The following is a 14934-nucleotide window of genomic DNA, read 5'->3' on the forward strand; positions in this document are numbered from 1 at the left end:
TCCGTCGAGCCCTGTGCGACATCGTGCCGGTCGCGGCCCCGAGCGGTGGTCGCGGAACTGGCTGGGGCGTTCGTCCCACTGTTCGGTCCGGCGGATCCCACCGTGTTGACCGTCCGGCTCGCGGCGACACGCAGGAACCACCGGTCCGGCTTGTAGCATGGTGGTCCGAGACTGGAGGAACACATGCGCGCCGGTGACCGGCCAGGCTCCCTCGAGCGGGCGACGAGTGACTTCGTCGCGGCGCGTCCCCAGCTCTTCGGTATCGCCTACCGTGTCCTCGGCAGCGCGGCAGAGGCCGAGGACGTCCTCCAGGAGGCGTGGCTGCGCTGGCAGAGCACCGACCGCGCCGGGATCGACGAACCGGCCGCCTTCCTCTCCACGGTCACCGCCCGGCTGGCGATCAACGTGGCCCAGTCCGCCAGAGTGCGGCGCGAATCGTATACGGGGCCCTGGCTGCCCGAACCGGTGGACACGAGGGCGGATCCGCAGCTGGGCGCGGAGCGGGCGGAGGCGGTCGACCTGGCCGTCCTTTTCCTGCTCGAGAAGCTGAATCCCGTGGAACGCGCCGCATACGTGCTGCGGGAAGCCTTCGTCTACCCGTACCGCCGCATCGCGGAGATCCTGGAGACCAGCGAGGCCAACACGCGCCAGCTGGTGACCCGCGCCCGCAGGCGTCTGGCCGCGGAACGCCGGGAACCGGTCAGCCACGCCACGCACCGGCGTCTGCTGGAGGTGTTCCTGGACGCGGCTCGGACCGGTGATCTGGCCGTACTGGAGGAAGTCCTCACTCAGGACGTCGTGAGCTACGCCGACGGCGGCGGGATGCGCGGGGCATCGAAGATCCCGGTGTCCGGGCTGCCACACGTCTCCCGGTATCTGGCCGCCTTCGCCCCGCGCTTCTGGCCGGGGACGGATGTCCGCTGGGTCGAGGCCAACGGCGGGCCCGCCGTACTGGTCTCGGAGGACGGCAACGCCAAGGTGCTGCTCTGTGCCGACGTGTCCGAGCGCGGCATCGAACGCCTCTTGTGGGTGATGAACCCAGCGAAACTGGTTCCTTACGTGGCTTCGCTGGACGCCTGAGGCGGCTGCCGCACGCTGCGGACGGCCACGGACCCCGGGCGGGCGGGTGTTCCGTCGAGGCTTGTCACAACAGGGGGGACAGGCCGGTCAACTAGCTGTCCCGGACCGTCCCTGGCTGATACGCCCCGACCACGTAAAGGCGCGCACAACATGACACCCAGCACACACAGGGCCGTGGGCTCTGACCGGCGGCCGGTGGTTTCCCGCCCCCGGACCTCCGATCCGGCTCCGCGCCCGGCGGTGGACCGCGACATCGAGGAGGTCACGCGGTGAACGAGCCGGCCAGGTTGCCCGATCTGTCCACCGAAAAGGACTTCGACGGGGAGTCCTTCGCCGCGATCTACACCACGACGGTGACGGTGAGCGGCGGTGCGGCGAGTCACGGCCGCGCCACCGGCCGGGCCCGCTCGGCCGACGGAGTCCTGGATCTGGACCTGCGTATGCCCGCCGAACTGGGCGGCGACGGACAGGGTACGAATCCGGAGCAGCTGTTCGCCGCCGGTTTCGCCGCCTGTTACCACGGGGCGCTGAGCCTGGTGGCACGGCAGGCCGCGCTCGACCCTTCGGCGATCTCCATCGAGGCGACCGTCGCGTTCGGGCGGGACCCCGCGGACGGCGGCTACCTGTTGCGCGTGGACCTGGTGGTCGAGTGGCCGGGCGTCGATCCCGGCGTGGCCGCCCCGCTGATGGAGAAGGCCGATTCGCTGTGCCCCTACGCCAAGATGGCCGGGCAGGGCACGCCGACGAACATCACGCTGGCTTCCTAGCCGGAACGGCTCGCGAGGACCGCACGGCCGACGAGAGCCGGGCATCGTCACCGATGCCCGGCTCTTCCGCGTGCGGACGCTGATCCCGACCAGGCCGGCACGCACGATCCCGTACCGCGGTCAGTGTCTGTGCACCCCGGTGATCTGCCGGTACTCCTGCTCGGTCGGCTTGGTGATCTGTGCGTCCTCGCCGTAGAAGGCGCTGCTGAGCCGGGCGCGCAGCTTCCGGGTGAGGCGGGCCGCGGTGGCCGCGTCCCCTCCGTCGGCCCCGGGATCGGTACCGATCGGCTCGTACTGCTCGTGCTGGGTCAGCAGGTGCAGCCGCTCCTGGCTGAGCGGTGCGTGCACCTCGACGAACTCACCGTGCGGCAGGCGTTTGATGACGCCGGTCTCACGGCCGTGCAGCACGGTGTCGCGGTCTCTGCGCTGCAGGCCCAGGGCACACCGTTTCGTCAGGACGTACGCCGCCCACGGGACGGCGAACAGGCCGACCCGGACCGCCCACGTGACCGACTCGACCGGGACATGGAGGCGGATGGCGATGATGTCGTTCGCGGCACCGATCAGGGCCGTCGCGTAGAAGCCCAGCCACGCGACGCCGAGTGCGGTGCGCACGGGCTGGTTGCGCGGCCGGTCCAGGAGGTGCCGCTCCCGCTTGTCGCCGGTCACCCAGGCTTCGACGAAGGGGTAGGCGCCCAGGGCGAGGAAGAGGCCGACGCCGGCCATGAGCGGGATCAGGTTGTCCAGCGCCAGCGTGTGCCCCCAGAAGACGACTTCCCAGCCGGGCATGACCCGCAGCAGCCCGTCGGCCACCCCCATGTACCAGTCGGGCTGCGACCCGGCCGAGACCTGATCACTGCGGTAGGGGCCGTACGACCAGACGGGGTTGATCTGCACGACCGCGGCGATGACGACAATGACGCCCGCCACGAGGAAGAAGACTCCGGCGGACTTCACGGCCCGCACCTTCGCCGGCAGCCCCACGACATTGCTCTCGCTGCGCCCCGGACCCGGGTACTGCGTGTGCCGGTGACGGAATATCAGGAACAGGTGGAGGACCAGAAGTCCCACCATGAGGCCGGGGATGAGCAGGACGTGGATCACGTTGAAGCGGGCCACGAGGTCCGTGCCCGGGAATTCGCCGCCGAAGAGGAACATCGAGATATAGGTTCCGACGATCGGGAGGGAAAGGATCGTCCCGTTCACGACCGCGAGCCCCGTCCCCGACAGGAGGTCGTCCGGCAGGTCGTATCCCGTGAGCCCTTCGAACATACCGAGTACCAGCAGCAGGAAGCCGACGATCCAGGTGAACTCACGGGGTTTGCGGAAGGCGCCCGTGAAGAACACGCGCATCATGTGGACGAGCAGAGCCGCGACGAAGACCAGCGCCGCCCAGTGATGCGCCTGCCTGATCAGCAGGCCGCCGCGGACGTCGAAGGATATGTGCAGGGTCGAATCGAACGCCTCCGACACCAACTGGCCCCTCAACGGTGCGTACGTTCCGTCGTATCTCACCTCCTTCATGGACGGATGGAAGTACAAGGACAGATACACACCGGTGATGAGAAGGACGACGAAGCTGTAAAGGCAGATCTCTCCCAGCACGAACGACCAGTGGTCCGGGAAGATCCTCCGGATTCGCTCACGCCGCGACGAACGCTGTTCCTGATCGCGCCGGAAGGCGGCCTGTTCTCCTCGCTCAGCGGTCATGACAGCGAAACCTCCGGGATTCCTGTGCGTGGGGAGGCCCCGGAAATCAATCACACTCTCTTGTCTTCACGACGAGGTACCGGGGGCTGCCACATAGGACCGGACAACCCGCGCATCTGTGACACCCGTCCGCCGGATGCCGCCTGGCGGGCGCGCTGTCACATCCGGCTCGGCTGTCCGGTCATTGCGGAGGGCGGCACGCACGCCGCTCTCCTTGAACCATCGCAGTGAAGAGCAGAGGGACGCCTGATGCCACCGGACCCCGAGGAAGCCTCCGACCCTGCCGTCACCAGTGTGTCCCTGGCGGCTGAGGCCGCACTGCTGGAGGCACGGGTGCGCATGCTTCAGGAGGAGATCGACCAGACCGATGCGGGCATCGAGACGCTCGCCCACACACTCCGCCTGCTGCACCGGGATGCCTCCGCCGCGGCCGAGCCGCCGGACGGTGCGATCGACTGAATTCGTTACCGTGTACGAGTCCACACGTCTGGTCTCGGCGATGCTCCGCGATGAAGCCGCCCCATAGATTGCCAACCGGGTTGAAATACGCTAAACGCACCATAAGCCGCGAGCCGCGAGCCGCGAGCCGGCTGGAGAGGCGGGTTCGTCGGGGGCGGGTGCCTTGTTCGGTAGCCGGCCGCTGCGCGTGCCCGTGGGGCGTGACGCCCACCGCTGGAGCACCTTCCCGGGCGAACGCACTCTCGTCGTCGCCGCCCGTACGGTCACATCGACCGTGCGGGTGCTCGAGACACTGCCGTCGCTCCTGCGCGACGACCCCCGTGTGACCGTCGTCTTCGCCTACGACCCCACGTCCGCCTTCAACTCCGGCGTACCGGACCTCCTCCGCGACGCAGGGTGCCGGGTCATGCCCTGGGAACAGCTCCGGGACATCGCTGTCGACCTCATCCTCTCGGCCAGCGAGAACATCGACGTACCGGAGGGCGACTGCCCGGTCCTGGTGCTGCCGCACGGCATCGGGTTCCAGAAGCTCGTGCCGGATTCGCGGAGTTCGCGCGAGAGGCTCTCCGGTGTCGTGCCGGACTCCCTGCTGGAGAGCGGGCGGGCCTGGCTGGCGGTCTCGCACCCGGCGCAGGAGGAGCAGTTGCTCGCCGCCCATCCGAAGGCGGCCGGGCACACGCTGCTGGTAGGTGATCCCTGCTTCGACGAACTGGTCGCCAGCCGGCAGCGCGGGGAGGCCTATCGAGAGGCCCTGGGCGTCGCGGAGCATCAGCGCCTGGTCATGGTCAGTTCCACCTGGGGGCCCACGTCGCTCCTGGGACGCCACCCGGACCTCCTCCCCCGTCTGCTCGCGCGGCTTCCCTGCGACGAGTACCGGGTCGGCGCGATCATCCATCCCAACGTGTGGTCGGCGCACGGGGCTTGGCAGATCCGCACCCTGCTCGCCTCCGCCCTGGACGCGGGCCTGCTGCTGGTCCCCGCCGTCCACGCCTGGCGACCCGCTCTCGTCGCCTCGACCGTCCTGGTGGGCGACCACGGTTCGGTGACGCTGTACGGCGCGGCGACCGGCACACCCGTACTGCTGGGCGCGTTCGGTGAGGACGCGGTGCCCGGGACGGCCGTCCACGCGCTGGCGGCCGCAGCACCCCGGCTCGATCCTCGCGGGGATCTGCTCCAGCAGGTGAAGAGGGCCGCGAGCGAGCACGCGCCCCATCGTTACGCCGCGGTCGCCGGGCAGGCCTTCGCGGAGCCCGGGCACGCTCTCGCCCGGCTCCGCGCCGCGGTCTACGGTCTCCTGAAGCTCCCGGAGCCGTCCTCCCCGTCCCCGGCTTCCCCGGTACTGCCGGTTCCGGATCCGCCCGCCGCACCCGTCACCTCGTGGCAGGTGATCACCGAGGTCACCGGGAGCGGCGGAGAGCCGGCCGTCACCGTGCGCCGCTTCCCGGCGGCCGTCGCCGCATACGACGCCGGTCGCCCCGACACCGCGGTCACCTTCACCCATCTGGCAGGCACGGACGACGAGCGCGACCACCGGCTGACCGAAAGCGCCTCCGTACTCGTCCGGCGCGATCCGGCGTCTTCCGCGGCCGGGGCTCTGCGCTGGATCGGCGAGGCACTCGCCGAGCTGCCCGGAAGCCTGCTCGCGGCGTCGGCGGTGCGCGGGGGCCGCTGTCTGGTCGGGCTCAGGGACGGCCGGACCGTGGAGGTGGCGACCACCGGGCCGGCCCTGGATCCGGGCCTGCCGGCCGCGGTCGTCTACGCCTGCCTGCGCACCGGGACTCCGCTGACGGACACCCCGGTGACACTGCGGATCGGCGACCTGCGCGACGAGGACGTGACCCTGCGCCTCCGTCCCGCCGCACCGACCGGTTAGGGCCTGTTGCGAAGCGAAAGTCCCTCCCCCAGCCTTCGGCCGGGGGGAGCCCCCAGAGCACGCACCGACTGCGACACCAGGCCTCCCCCATCGCGGCGGGCGCCGGGCCCGCCCTCCGGGCGGACGACGGGCCTTTCGCAACAGGCCCTCCGTCCGGAGGTCGCCCTCAGCCGTCGAGGCCCTGGAGCCGTCGGTGCAGGATCTCCGCCCGGGGGTTGCCGGCCGCCGAATAGATCGCGTGGGCCCGCCCGACGTACTCGCGCACCAGGTCCTTCTGGCCTCCCGCCCCTTCCACGACATCGGCGAGCCGCTCCAGGGCCTGCGCCGCGTAGTGCCCCGCTTCCTTCTCCTCCAGCACCCGGACCGCGTCGCGCAGTTCGCGGACCGCGTCCTCGGTCTCGCCGAGGTGATCGTGTACGACGCCGATGGCCGCGCCCACCCGGGCCGCCATGCGCAGGTCGGGCTCCCGCATGCCGGCCAGGTCCCGGCGGGCCCGGACAAGTGCGGCCATGGCCTCCGCGTGATCGCCCCGGGCGTCCTGCGCGCACCCGAGGAAGAAGGCGGCGATGGCCGCGCCGCGGGCTTCCCCGGCCCGTTCGTTGAGTTCGAGGCAGAGGCGGAGCGTCTCGACGGCACGTGAGGGCTCGAAGCGGTCCTGGTACCGTCCGAGGAACTCCCGCACGGAAGCGTGTACGACGAGGTCGCCGGCCACCTCGGCGAGGGCGGCCGCCCGTTCCAGTTCCTCGCCCGCGCGATCGTCGTACCCGAGGTCCAGCAGCGGGCGCGAGAGCAGGCTGCGCAACCTCGCCTCGGCCGCCGTGGCCAGCGCGACCTCCTCCGCCGTGCCCGCCGACGCCGCCGCGGCGGCGGCCGCCGTCGCACCCAGCTCCAGCGACTCCTTCCAGGCCCCGAGGTAGCGGCGATGCAGGAACAGGGCCGTGAACGCCTCGGCCAGCTGCCAGACCAGGGTGTGCAGCCCGTGCCGGCCGGCCGTGCGCAGTACCGCGAGGATGGCGGGGCGCTCGGCGTCCATCCATTCCAGCGGGGAGGGCCCGCCGGCGGCGGCGAACGGGTTGTCGGCGTCCCGCAGCAGGGCTGACAGCCGGGCGACCCTCAGCCGGTCCTCCCGTACCGCACGGTCGGCGAACGCGGTCAGGACGAGGTAGTGCGTGCCCACCCGCTCCGTCAGCGCCGCGTACTCGGTCTCCGGCTCCTCCCGCAGCGCGCACTCACGCGCGTGCAGACGGACGAGATCGTGCATGCGGTAACGGCCGTCCCGCATGGTCTCGACGAGGCTCGCCTTCGCCAGGACGCCCAGCAGCCGTTTCGCGCTGCTCGTGTCCGCCCCGGCGGCGACCGCGGCCACGCCGGCGTCGAAGACGCCGACCGGTACCCAGCCGAGCAGCCGGTAGAGCCGAGCCGCGTCCGGTGCCAGCAGCCGGTACGAACAACCGAGGACAGCGGACACCGGCGACTCCCCTCCGAACAGTGCCAGGCCGGCCAGTCGGCCGGCCTCGTCTTCCAGTTCCCCGGCCAGCGCCGTCATGCTCAGGCCGTCGTCGGTGACCAGGCGCGCCGCTACGACCTGCAGGGCCACCGGCAGCCCACCGCACAGCTCCACGAGCCGCCGAGCGGCCTCACCTTCGGACGCGACCGCTTCCTCACCCAACCGGTCCTTCAGCAGCGCCAGCCCACCCCGCGGGTCCAGCGGTTTCACGGGGATCAGCCGGGCGCCGTCGTTCAGGACCAGTTCACCGAGCCGGCCCTGGCTCGTGACCAGGACCGCGCTGCCCGGCCCCTTGGGAATCAGCGGACGCACCTGGGAGGGCTGGTTCACGTCGTCCAGGACGAGCAGGAGGCGCAGGTTCGCCGAGCGCGACCGGAAGAGATTGGTCCGCGCCGCGATCGAGTCCGGGATGCCCTTGTCGCCTCCCGGCAGCGCACCCAGGCACATGGCCAGGGCCTCGGAGACGTCCGCGCTCGCCGCACCCGACGGTGCCGACTGGTCACGCAGGGCCGCGAAATCCACGTACAGCTGTCCGTCCGGAAAGCGCTCCCGGGCCAGTTCGGCCCATCGCCAGGCCGTGGCTGTCTTGCCCACGCCCGGCAGCCCTTCCAGCACCCCGATGCCGACGGACCCCCGCCTGCGTGCCGGCGCGCCGAGCGCCTCGTCCAGTGCGGCGAGTTCGACCGTGCGGTTGCTGAACGGTACGGTCACGACAGGAACCTGGTCCGGCCGGTCCGGGCCGTCCGGCCCCGGCGGCTGTGCGGGCTGGACGTTGAAGACGATGCCCCCGTGGATGTGCGAACCCTGGAAGGCCGGCCCGTAGTTCACCCCGCCGCTGACCAGACTGACGAAGGTCCGCGACGCGTGCGGCGCCGACTCGGCCACCAGCCACGCCAGTTCGCCCGCGGCACGGGGATCCTGCTGGAAGATCCCTGCCAGCCGCTCCTCCCACCGGGCGTGGACAGCGGCCTGGGCGCGTTCGTCACCTGCCGCGCGCGCTCTCGCCAACTCGTCACTTGTGGAGGCCAGTTCCTCCTCGGCCGCCTCGCCTCCGGGCTGTCGCCCGAGGAACCGGGCCAGTCGGCCCTTCGCCTGCTCGAAGGCCTCCGACACCAGTAATCCGACGAACGCCGTGGCACCGGACGCGGCAAGCGCCGCCAACTCGGCTTCCACCCGACCCCCTTCGTGTTCCGCTGCCCCGCAGAGCCGTCGGGCACCCACCGTAGAGAGATCTTGGCCGCGTGCACACCTCGACTCGCCGCACTCTCCCCCGCAGGGCGGTCACCGGCACCACTGGCCCAGGCCGGGGCCCCGCACCATCCAACTCTCTGTTCGCACGCGACCCTTGACGCCCACCCACGGGCTGCCCAGAATCGACGGACTGTCAACGAGCAACCAGAAGGCACATATGGCCTCTGCAAGGGAACCACTTCTCACGGCATCCGGCATCTTCAAGCGATTCGGCCACGTCCAGGCGCTCCAGGGCGCGGACTTCACTGCATACCCCGGCGAGGTCGTCGCCCTGATCGGTGACAACGGTGCCGGCAAGTCGACTTTGGTGAACGTACTGTCGGGCGTGGTCGCCCCGGACGGCGGCGAGGTCCGCCTGGAGGGGGTGCCGGTCCGGTTCAGCGGGCCGATGGACGCGCAGCGGCACGGCCTCGAGACCGTCTACCAGGATCTTTCGCTGGCGCCCGATCTCGACGCGGCGGCCAATCTGTATCTCGGCCGGGAACTTGTGCGCGGTGGCGCCCTCGGCCGGCTGGGTGTGCTGGACCGGCCCGCCATGCGGCGGGAGGCGGTCAGGGCGTTCGCCGAGCTCGGTGTGGAACTGAAGGACGTGACCGCTCCGGTGACAACGTTGTCGGGTGGCCAGCGGCAGTCCGTGGCCGTGGCGCGCGCGGTCGCGTTCGCCAACAAGGTCATCTTCATGGACGAGCCGACCGCCGCGCTGGGCGTCGTACAGCGCGCCCGCGTTCTGGAAACCGTGCGCAAGGTCGCCGACCGGGGCATCTGCACCGTGCTGATCAGCCACAACATGCCCGAGGTGCTGTCGGTGGCCGACCGGGTCGAGGTACTGCGGCTGGGCCGGCGGGTCGCGTCGTTCACCGCGGCGGACACCACGATCGAGGAGCTCGTCGGGGCCATGACCGGATCGCTGGACGACGCCCCCGCGCGGCAGGACCAGGCCCTGGGCCCGGCCGCGGTGAAGGAATCGGAGGACGGGAGATGACCGCCGACAGCCAGAGGACCCGGCCGCCCGTTCCGGCGCAGGAGCCGCCCGTTCCCCCTCGCACGGGGGCGGCGGTCCCCGGGTGGCTGCGGCGGGCGGCCGGCGTCAGCGAAGTGTGGACCTTCGTGATCCTCGCGGCGCTGGTCGCGTTCTTCACCATCGCCGCGCCCGGCAAGTTCTTCACCACGTACGACCTCACGCAGATCGCCGTGAACGCCTCCATCTATCTGGTGCTCGGCGTCGGCATGACGTACGTGATCATCACGGCGGGCATCGACCTGTCCATCGGCTCGGTCCTCGTCCTGGCCGCGGTGGCCGCGGGCGAGTACAACATCCACCACGGCGGGGCCGAGGCGGGCTGGGGCACGGTCGCGGTGTGCGTCCTGATCGCCCTCGCCGTCGGCACCGCGTGGGGCGCCCTCCAGGGAGCGGTGGTGGCGACCGGGAAGGTGCCCCCGCTGATCGTGACGCTCGGCGGCCTCGGTGCGGCGCTCGGTCTGGCCGAACTCGCGACGGGCGGCCAGGACCCGGCCGGGGCGGCCGCCACCCGTCTGCAGAACAGCCTCGGCTTCGGCAAGGTGCTCGGCATCCCGTGGATGGTGGTGCTGGCCGCGGTGGTCACCGCCGTGTTCGGCGCGGTTCTGGCCGGTACGAGGTTCGGCGAGCACACCCTGGCGATCGGCTCCAACCCGGCCGCCGTACGGCGCGCGGGCATCCCGGTGGGGCGGCACCTGATCAAGGTGTACGGGCTGATGGGTCTGCTGGCCGGGCTGGGCGCGGTGATGTGGCTGGCCTCGTACGGCACGACGTCCATCGCCGGGCACTCCACCGACAACCTCAAGGTGATCACCGCGGTGGTCCTCGGCGGCACCAGCCTCTTCGGCGGGCGCGGATCGGTGCTGGGCACCGTGATCGGCGTGTTCATCCCCGCCGTGCTCACCACCGGGCTGATCGTCATCGGTGTCCAGCAGTACTGGCAGGACGTCGCGGTGGGCGTCGTGCTGGTGGCGGCCGTCTACATCGACCAGATGCGCAGGAAGACCCGGGAGCGCTCATGACCCCGGGAGCGCTCATGACCCCGGAAGCGCTCATGACCCCGAGAGCGTCCAGACCCAAGGAGAGCACCGTCATGTCCAAGTCGAGTATGTCGAGCATGCGCGGCAACCGCAGGCTGCTGGTCGCCGCGGGTGTCGTGCTGGCCCTGACCGGCGCCGCCGCGTGCGGTTCGTCGGACAGCGGCGGTTCCGGGTCCTCGGGCGGTGCCGCTCACAAGAAGGTCCGGCTGATCACCGGTGTGAAGAGCGATCCCTTCTACATCACCATGACCTGCGCCGCCAAGGCCGAGGCCAAGGCGAAGGGCATGGACTTCACCGCCGACGGGTCCGCGCAGTGGGACGTGTCGGTCCAGCGGCCCCTGCTCGACTCCGTCGCGGCGGCCCGGCCCGACGGGCTGATGATCTCGCCGGTCGACACCAGCGCGCTCACCCCCTCGCTGAAGCAGATCCAGTCGTCCGGAACGAAGGTCGCGCTCGTGGACACCACGGTCACCGACTCCTCGGTCGGCATCACCCGTATCTCGTCGGACAACGAGAAGGGCGGCCGGGTCGCCGCCGACGCGCTCGCCAAGCTGATGAACGAGAAGGGCTCGGTGATCGTGATCAGCGTCAAGCCCGGCGTCTCCACCACCGATGCCCGGATCAAGGGCTTCACCGAGGAGATGGCCAAGTACCCGGGCATCAAGGTGCTGCCCACCCTCTACGACAACGACCTGCCGGCCACCGCGGCCTCCCAGATCCAGTCGACGCTGGCGGCCCACCCCGATCTGGGCGGTGCCTTCGCGGGCAACACCAACACCGGCCAGGGCATCGCCACCGGCCTCAAGCAGGCGGGCAAGCAGGGCAAGGTCAAGGTCGCCGCCTTCGACGCCGAGCCCGACGAGATCGCCGCGCTCAAGGCGGGCACCCTCCAGGTCCTGGTCGCCCAGGATCCGGCGGCGATCGGCAGGCAGGCCGTCGACCAGCTCGCCGCCGCGTTCGAGGGCAAGTCCGTGAGGAAGTCGGTGGGCACCGGCATGGTCGCCATCACGAAGGCCAACATGAACCAGCCCTCGGTCAGCAAGTACTTCTACAAGTCGGGCTGCTGACCGGCCCGCCCGTGGCGGCCGGCGGACCCCCTCACGCATGGGGGGGCCGCCGGCCGTACTACTTCGCGCAGCTCTCGCCGTTGAGCGTGAAGTCGTACGGCGCCGCGTTGCTGCCGTGCCAGGAGGCGAGGAAGCCGAAGGAGAGGCTGCCGCCCGCGGCGACGGACTTGTTGTAGTCGGCCGCGGCGGCGGTGACACGGGAGCCGTGCTGGGTGACGCTCGCGTCCCACATCTGGCCGACCGACTGGCCGTTGCGGAAGGACCAGGCGACGCTCCAGCCGGACAGGGGCTCGTCGGTGAAGACGGTGACGGTGGCCTGGAAGCCGTCGGGCCACTGGTTGACGAGGTTGTACTCCACCCGGCAGGCGGCCGGGCCGCCGGTGCCGTCCGCGCCGCCGCTGCCGCTGGGGGTCTCGTGGGCGGTGGAGGAGGAGGTGCCCTGCGGTTCCGGGTCGGAGTCGGAGCCGACGGGATCGGACTTGGTCGCCGGACCCCCTGAGGACTGGCCCGCGGAACGGGATGCCGAGGCGGAGGGCAGCGGGGCCGCGGTCGGCAGGGAGGGGCTGGGGTCGGCGACCGGCTGACGGTCGTCGCGTGCGGCCACGGTGTCGCCGCCGGAGCCGAACGGCATCATCGACACCCCGAGCGCCAGCAGCGACAGCAGTACGGCGGCGCCCAGCAGCCCGTTGCGCACGACCCGGCTGCGGTGCGCGGCGTCCTTGAACTCCCCGGTCTCCGGGTCCTGCTGCTGGGGGCGCGCCTTGCCCTGACGCACCTCCACGGCCCGGCGGCGGCGCTCCAGGTAGGCGAGGCCGCCCCAGCCGATCACGCCGCCGGCCAGGGCCGCGGGTATGCCACCGCCGTGCAGCCGCAGACAGGCGGCGGCCTCCGCGCACTGCACGCAGGTGGCGAGGTGCCGCGAGAGGTCCTCGGGGGTGTCGGCGGCGGGCGAGCGGGTGACCGCGTCGAGGAGACGCGCGTAGCTGCGGCACTGCGCGTCCATCGGCGAGTCGAGGTGGGCGCGGTGGCAGCGGTCCCGGAACAGACCGCGCACCTGGTCCAGTTCGCGGGTCGCGTCGGCCGGGTCGAGGCCCAGGCGGCGGGCGACGGCCGGCAGCGGGAGCGCCTCCACCTCGGCCAGCCACAGCAGCGACGCGTCCGCGTCCTGCATGTCCCGCAGGCCGCGCAGGGCGACCGGGCGCAGCAGGGGCGGCCCGGTGTAACGGGCGGCCTTCTCGGAGTTGAGCCACAGCCTGAGGTCGGGATCGAGTTTGTGGCCGAGGCCTGCGGCCTCCCAGCCCGCCGCCGTGCTGCGTACCGCGGTGAGCAGCATGGGCGTCATGGGCAGCCGGGCCGGCCGGCGGCCACGCCCCGGGGAGGCGTCGGCGGCGCGGGCCTCCAGCAGGCCGAGCTCGAAGGCCTCCGTGGCCAGTTGGTTGGCCGAGGTGGCGCCGGAGGTGCACAGGTCGGCGTAGGAGAGCACCGCGTCCCAGTACTCGGAGAACAGCGCGGCCTCGGCGGCGTCCTGGGGCTTCGGCAGGTCGGGCATGGGTCTCCTGCATCCACGAGCGAGGTCAACTCACCATATTCGTAAGGGAGTTGGGGGGAACCTCGCGGCAGGGCCAGAGCTTTTCACGTCTCTGACACAACTGACAAGCGGCATATTCAAAACCGGTTGCCGGCAGCACCACGATCATGCCCGCCCCGTGTGTCAGCCCAGATGATACGGACATGACGACCGGGGTGAGCGCACGGGTGCCCACCGTGCCCCACATCTCCGGCCTCTTGTACGGACGGGAGCGCGTTTCCACTCACCGTCCGTCGCGGAAGGATTACAAGTGCGTGTCCTGCGCCGGCTCCCGCGCCGGAAGGCTGTCCATGAAGGAGCTGACGGAGAAGACGGCGCGTCCGGGGCCGGGCGGACCGTAGCCGGGGGGCGAGGAGAGGCCGAAGTCGTCCATGGTCTGGCGATAGGCCTGGAGCAGCCGGATGTGGTACTCCAGCGGCGCGCCCTGGGGGTTGGCCTTGCCGAGCGGAGTGGTGGGCTCGGGGCACCAGGTGGTGAAGCGGGGCGTGATGCCGTGCGACATGAAGAAGCGCAGGCCCTCCGTGGTGGAGGCGATGGCCTCGTCGACGGAGGTGAAGCCGAAGGGCTCCGCCATCTCCACGCCCGCCACGAAGTTGGGGATCACGTTGCGCGCGCCGAAGATCTCCGCCGAGTCGAGGATCCGCTTGTGCCACTCGTCGCGGCCGACGTAGCGCTCCTTGCCCGGGCAGTACAGCTCGAACAGACGGCGGTCCCACACCTCGTAGTTGGGGTGGTAGATCTGCACGCCGTAGTCCTTGAACCGCTGTACGTCGTCGCGCGGCAGCGCCTGGGCGACGACCTTGCCGATCCAGCGGCCCGGGAAGCGCTCCTCGATGGCCTTGGCGTAGTGGCCGTAGAAGTCGGCCTCGTCGCGCCCGGCGACCGTCTTGGTGATGGCGCCGCCGGTGAGGGTGTAGGCGGTGGACGCCTTCTGGGTGTCGTACCGGTCGATGATCTCCAGCGCCTCGAGGACCTCCTCCACGTCCTTGACGCCGGTGTACGGCCGGCCGGCCGCCTTGTGCTGGCGCCAGTTGTGGTTGATGTCGCAGTACTGGCACTCCTCCTTGGCACCGAAGTACTGGCACACCCGGAAGACGGTCAGGTAGATCAGGTAGCCCCACTGGATGGTCGGGGCGACCTCCATCACCGACTTCCCGTTGGACAGGGTGTGCCGGTAGTACTCGGGCATCGGCGGCACGCCCACGTCCGCGATCCGCTTACCGTCCAGGTAGAGCCCGAGCACGCCCTCGTCGTCGGCGGCGACCCGGTAGGGCGAGGCCGGGTTGACGCGCACGGAGACGACGGTGCGCCGCAGGTCGTACGGGCCGCCGGTGAGGATGATCTCCTCCGGGGGCCGGCGCAGCGCAGCCTCGCCGAGCTCGGGCAGGGTGCCGTGGTCGAAGGAGAAGATGAAGTACGACTTCGGCTTGACCTCGCCGCTCTCGTTGTCGGAGAGCGCGGACGCGTCGAAGGCGACCCCGCCGCGGAGCAGGTCCTCCTTGAAGACGGCTTCCCGCGGTACGTGCGGGAACCTCTCCATCAGATCCTCGACCAGCGCGGTGCGGCTGCCCATC

11 protein-coding genes are annotated in these 14934 nt (G+C 71.0%); 7 read left to right on the forward strand and 4 right to left on the reverse strand.

Translation table 11 applies throughout. From position 1 onward, the window contains the following. The first annotated feature begins 183 nt into the window (after positions 1-183). Both ACH45E_RS24150 and ACH45E_RS24155 read left to right on the forward strand, forming a co-directional pair. Positions 184-1080: an RNA polymerase sigma-70 factor gene (locus ACH45E_RS24150; protein WP_361451844.1), complete on the forward strand. Its 897-nt coding sequence runs from the start codon at positions 184-186 to the stop codon at positions 1078-1080. A gap of 269 nt (positions 1081-1349) precedes the next feature. Continuing rightward, positions 1350-1847, forward strand: coding sequence for an Ohr family peroxiredoxin (locus tag ACH45E_RS24155; RefSeq protein ID WP_361451841.1), 498 nt, complete (start codon positions 1350-1352; stop codon positions 1845-1847). 120 nt (positions 1848-1967) lie between these two features. On the opposite strand, the gene ACH45E_RS24160 is transcribed toward ACH45E_RS24155, so the two are convergent. Beyond that, positions 1968-3557, reverse strand: coding sequence for a ubiquinol-cytochrome c reductase cytochrome b subunit (locus ACH45E_RS24160; protein ID WP_361451838.1), 1590 nt, complete (start codon positions 3555-3557; stop codon positions 1968-1970). 249 nt (positions 3558-3806) lie between these two features. Here ACH45E_RS24160 and ACH45E_RS24165 point away from each other — a divergent pair, with 249 nt between their 5' ends. Together ACH45E_RS24165 and ACH45E_RS24170 are read left to right on the forward strand one after the other, a co-directional pair. After that, positions 3807-4016: a hypothetical protein gene (locus ACH45E_RS24165; protein WP_361451835.1), complete on the forward strand. Its 210-nt coding sequence runs from the start codon at positions 3807-3809 to the stop codon at positions 4014-4016. 187 nt (positions 4017-4203) lie between these two features. After that, positions 4204-5889 carry a hypothetical protein gene (locus tag ACH45E_RS24170; protein WP_399041417.1) on the forward strand — a complete coding sequence of 562 codons (1686 nt, stop codon included), beginning with the start codon at positions 4204-4206 and terminating at the stop codon, positions 5887-5889. Positions 5890-6055: 166 nt separating this feature from the next. Here the strand turns inward: ACH45E_RS24170 and ACH45E_RS24175 are convergent, their stop codons facing one another. Next, positions 6056-8569, reverse strand: coding sequence for an NB-ARC domain-containing protein (locus ACH45E_RS24175; RefSeq protein WP_361451829.1), 2514 nt, complete (start codon positions 8567-8569; stop codon positions 6056-6058). Between the two features lie 235 nt (positions 8570-8804). Here ACH45E_RS24175 and ACH45E_RS24180 point away from each other — a divergent pair, with 235 nt between their 5' ends. The 3 genes from ACH45E_RS24180 (at position 8805) to ACH45E_RS24190 (ending at position 11772) form a co-directional block, all read left to right on the forward strand. Beyond that, positions 8805-9629 carry an ATP-binding cassette domain-containing protein gene (locus ACH45E_RS24180; protein ID WP_361451826.1) on the forward strand — a complete coding sequence of 275 codons (825 nt, stop codon included), beginning with the start codon at positions 8805-8807 and terminating at the stop codon, positions 9627-9629. Further along, entirely contained in the window at positions 9626-10687 is a 1062-nt protein-coding gene (locus tag ACH45E_RS24185; RefSeq protein ID WP_361451823.1) for an ABC transporter permease, read from the forward strand. The genes ACH45E_RS24180 and ACH45E_RS24185 overlap by 4 nt, the downstream gene beginning before the upstream one ends. Before the next feature lie 71 nt (positions 10688-10758). Further along, entirely contained in the window at positions 10759-11772 is a 1014-nt protein-coding gene (locus ACH45E_RS24190) for an ABC transporter substrate-binding protein (protein WP_361451820.1), read from the forward strand. A gap of 58 nt (positions 11773-11830) precedes the next feature. Here ACH45E_RS24190 and ACH45E_RS24195 read toward each other — a convergent pair whose 3' ends face one another. Together ACH45E_RS24195 and ACH45E_RS24200 are read right to left on the reverse strand one after the other, a co-directional pair. Then, the gene (locus ACH45E_RS24195) at positions 11831-13321 is read right to left on the reverse strand and encodes a cellulose-binding domain-containing protein (RefSeq protein ID WP_361451817.1); all 1491 of its coding nucleotides are present in this window, start codon (positions 13319-13321) and stop codon (positions 11831-11833) included. Between the two features lie 283 nt (positions 13322-13604). Next, complete coding sequence (locus ACH45E_RS24200; RefSeq protein WP_361451815.1) at positions 13605-14933, reverse strand: radical SAM protein; 1329 nt, start codon at positions 14931-14933, stop codon at positions 13605-13607. Position 14934 lies beyond the last annotated feature (1 nt).

Origin of the sequence: Streptomyces sp. NPDC020299 (assembly GCF_044387825.1) — a bacterium.
Classification (GTDB): Bacteria; Actinomycetota; Actinomycetes; order Streptomycetales; family Streptomycetaceae; genus Streptomyces.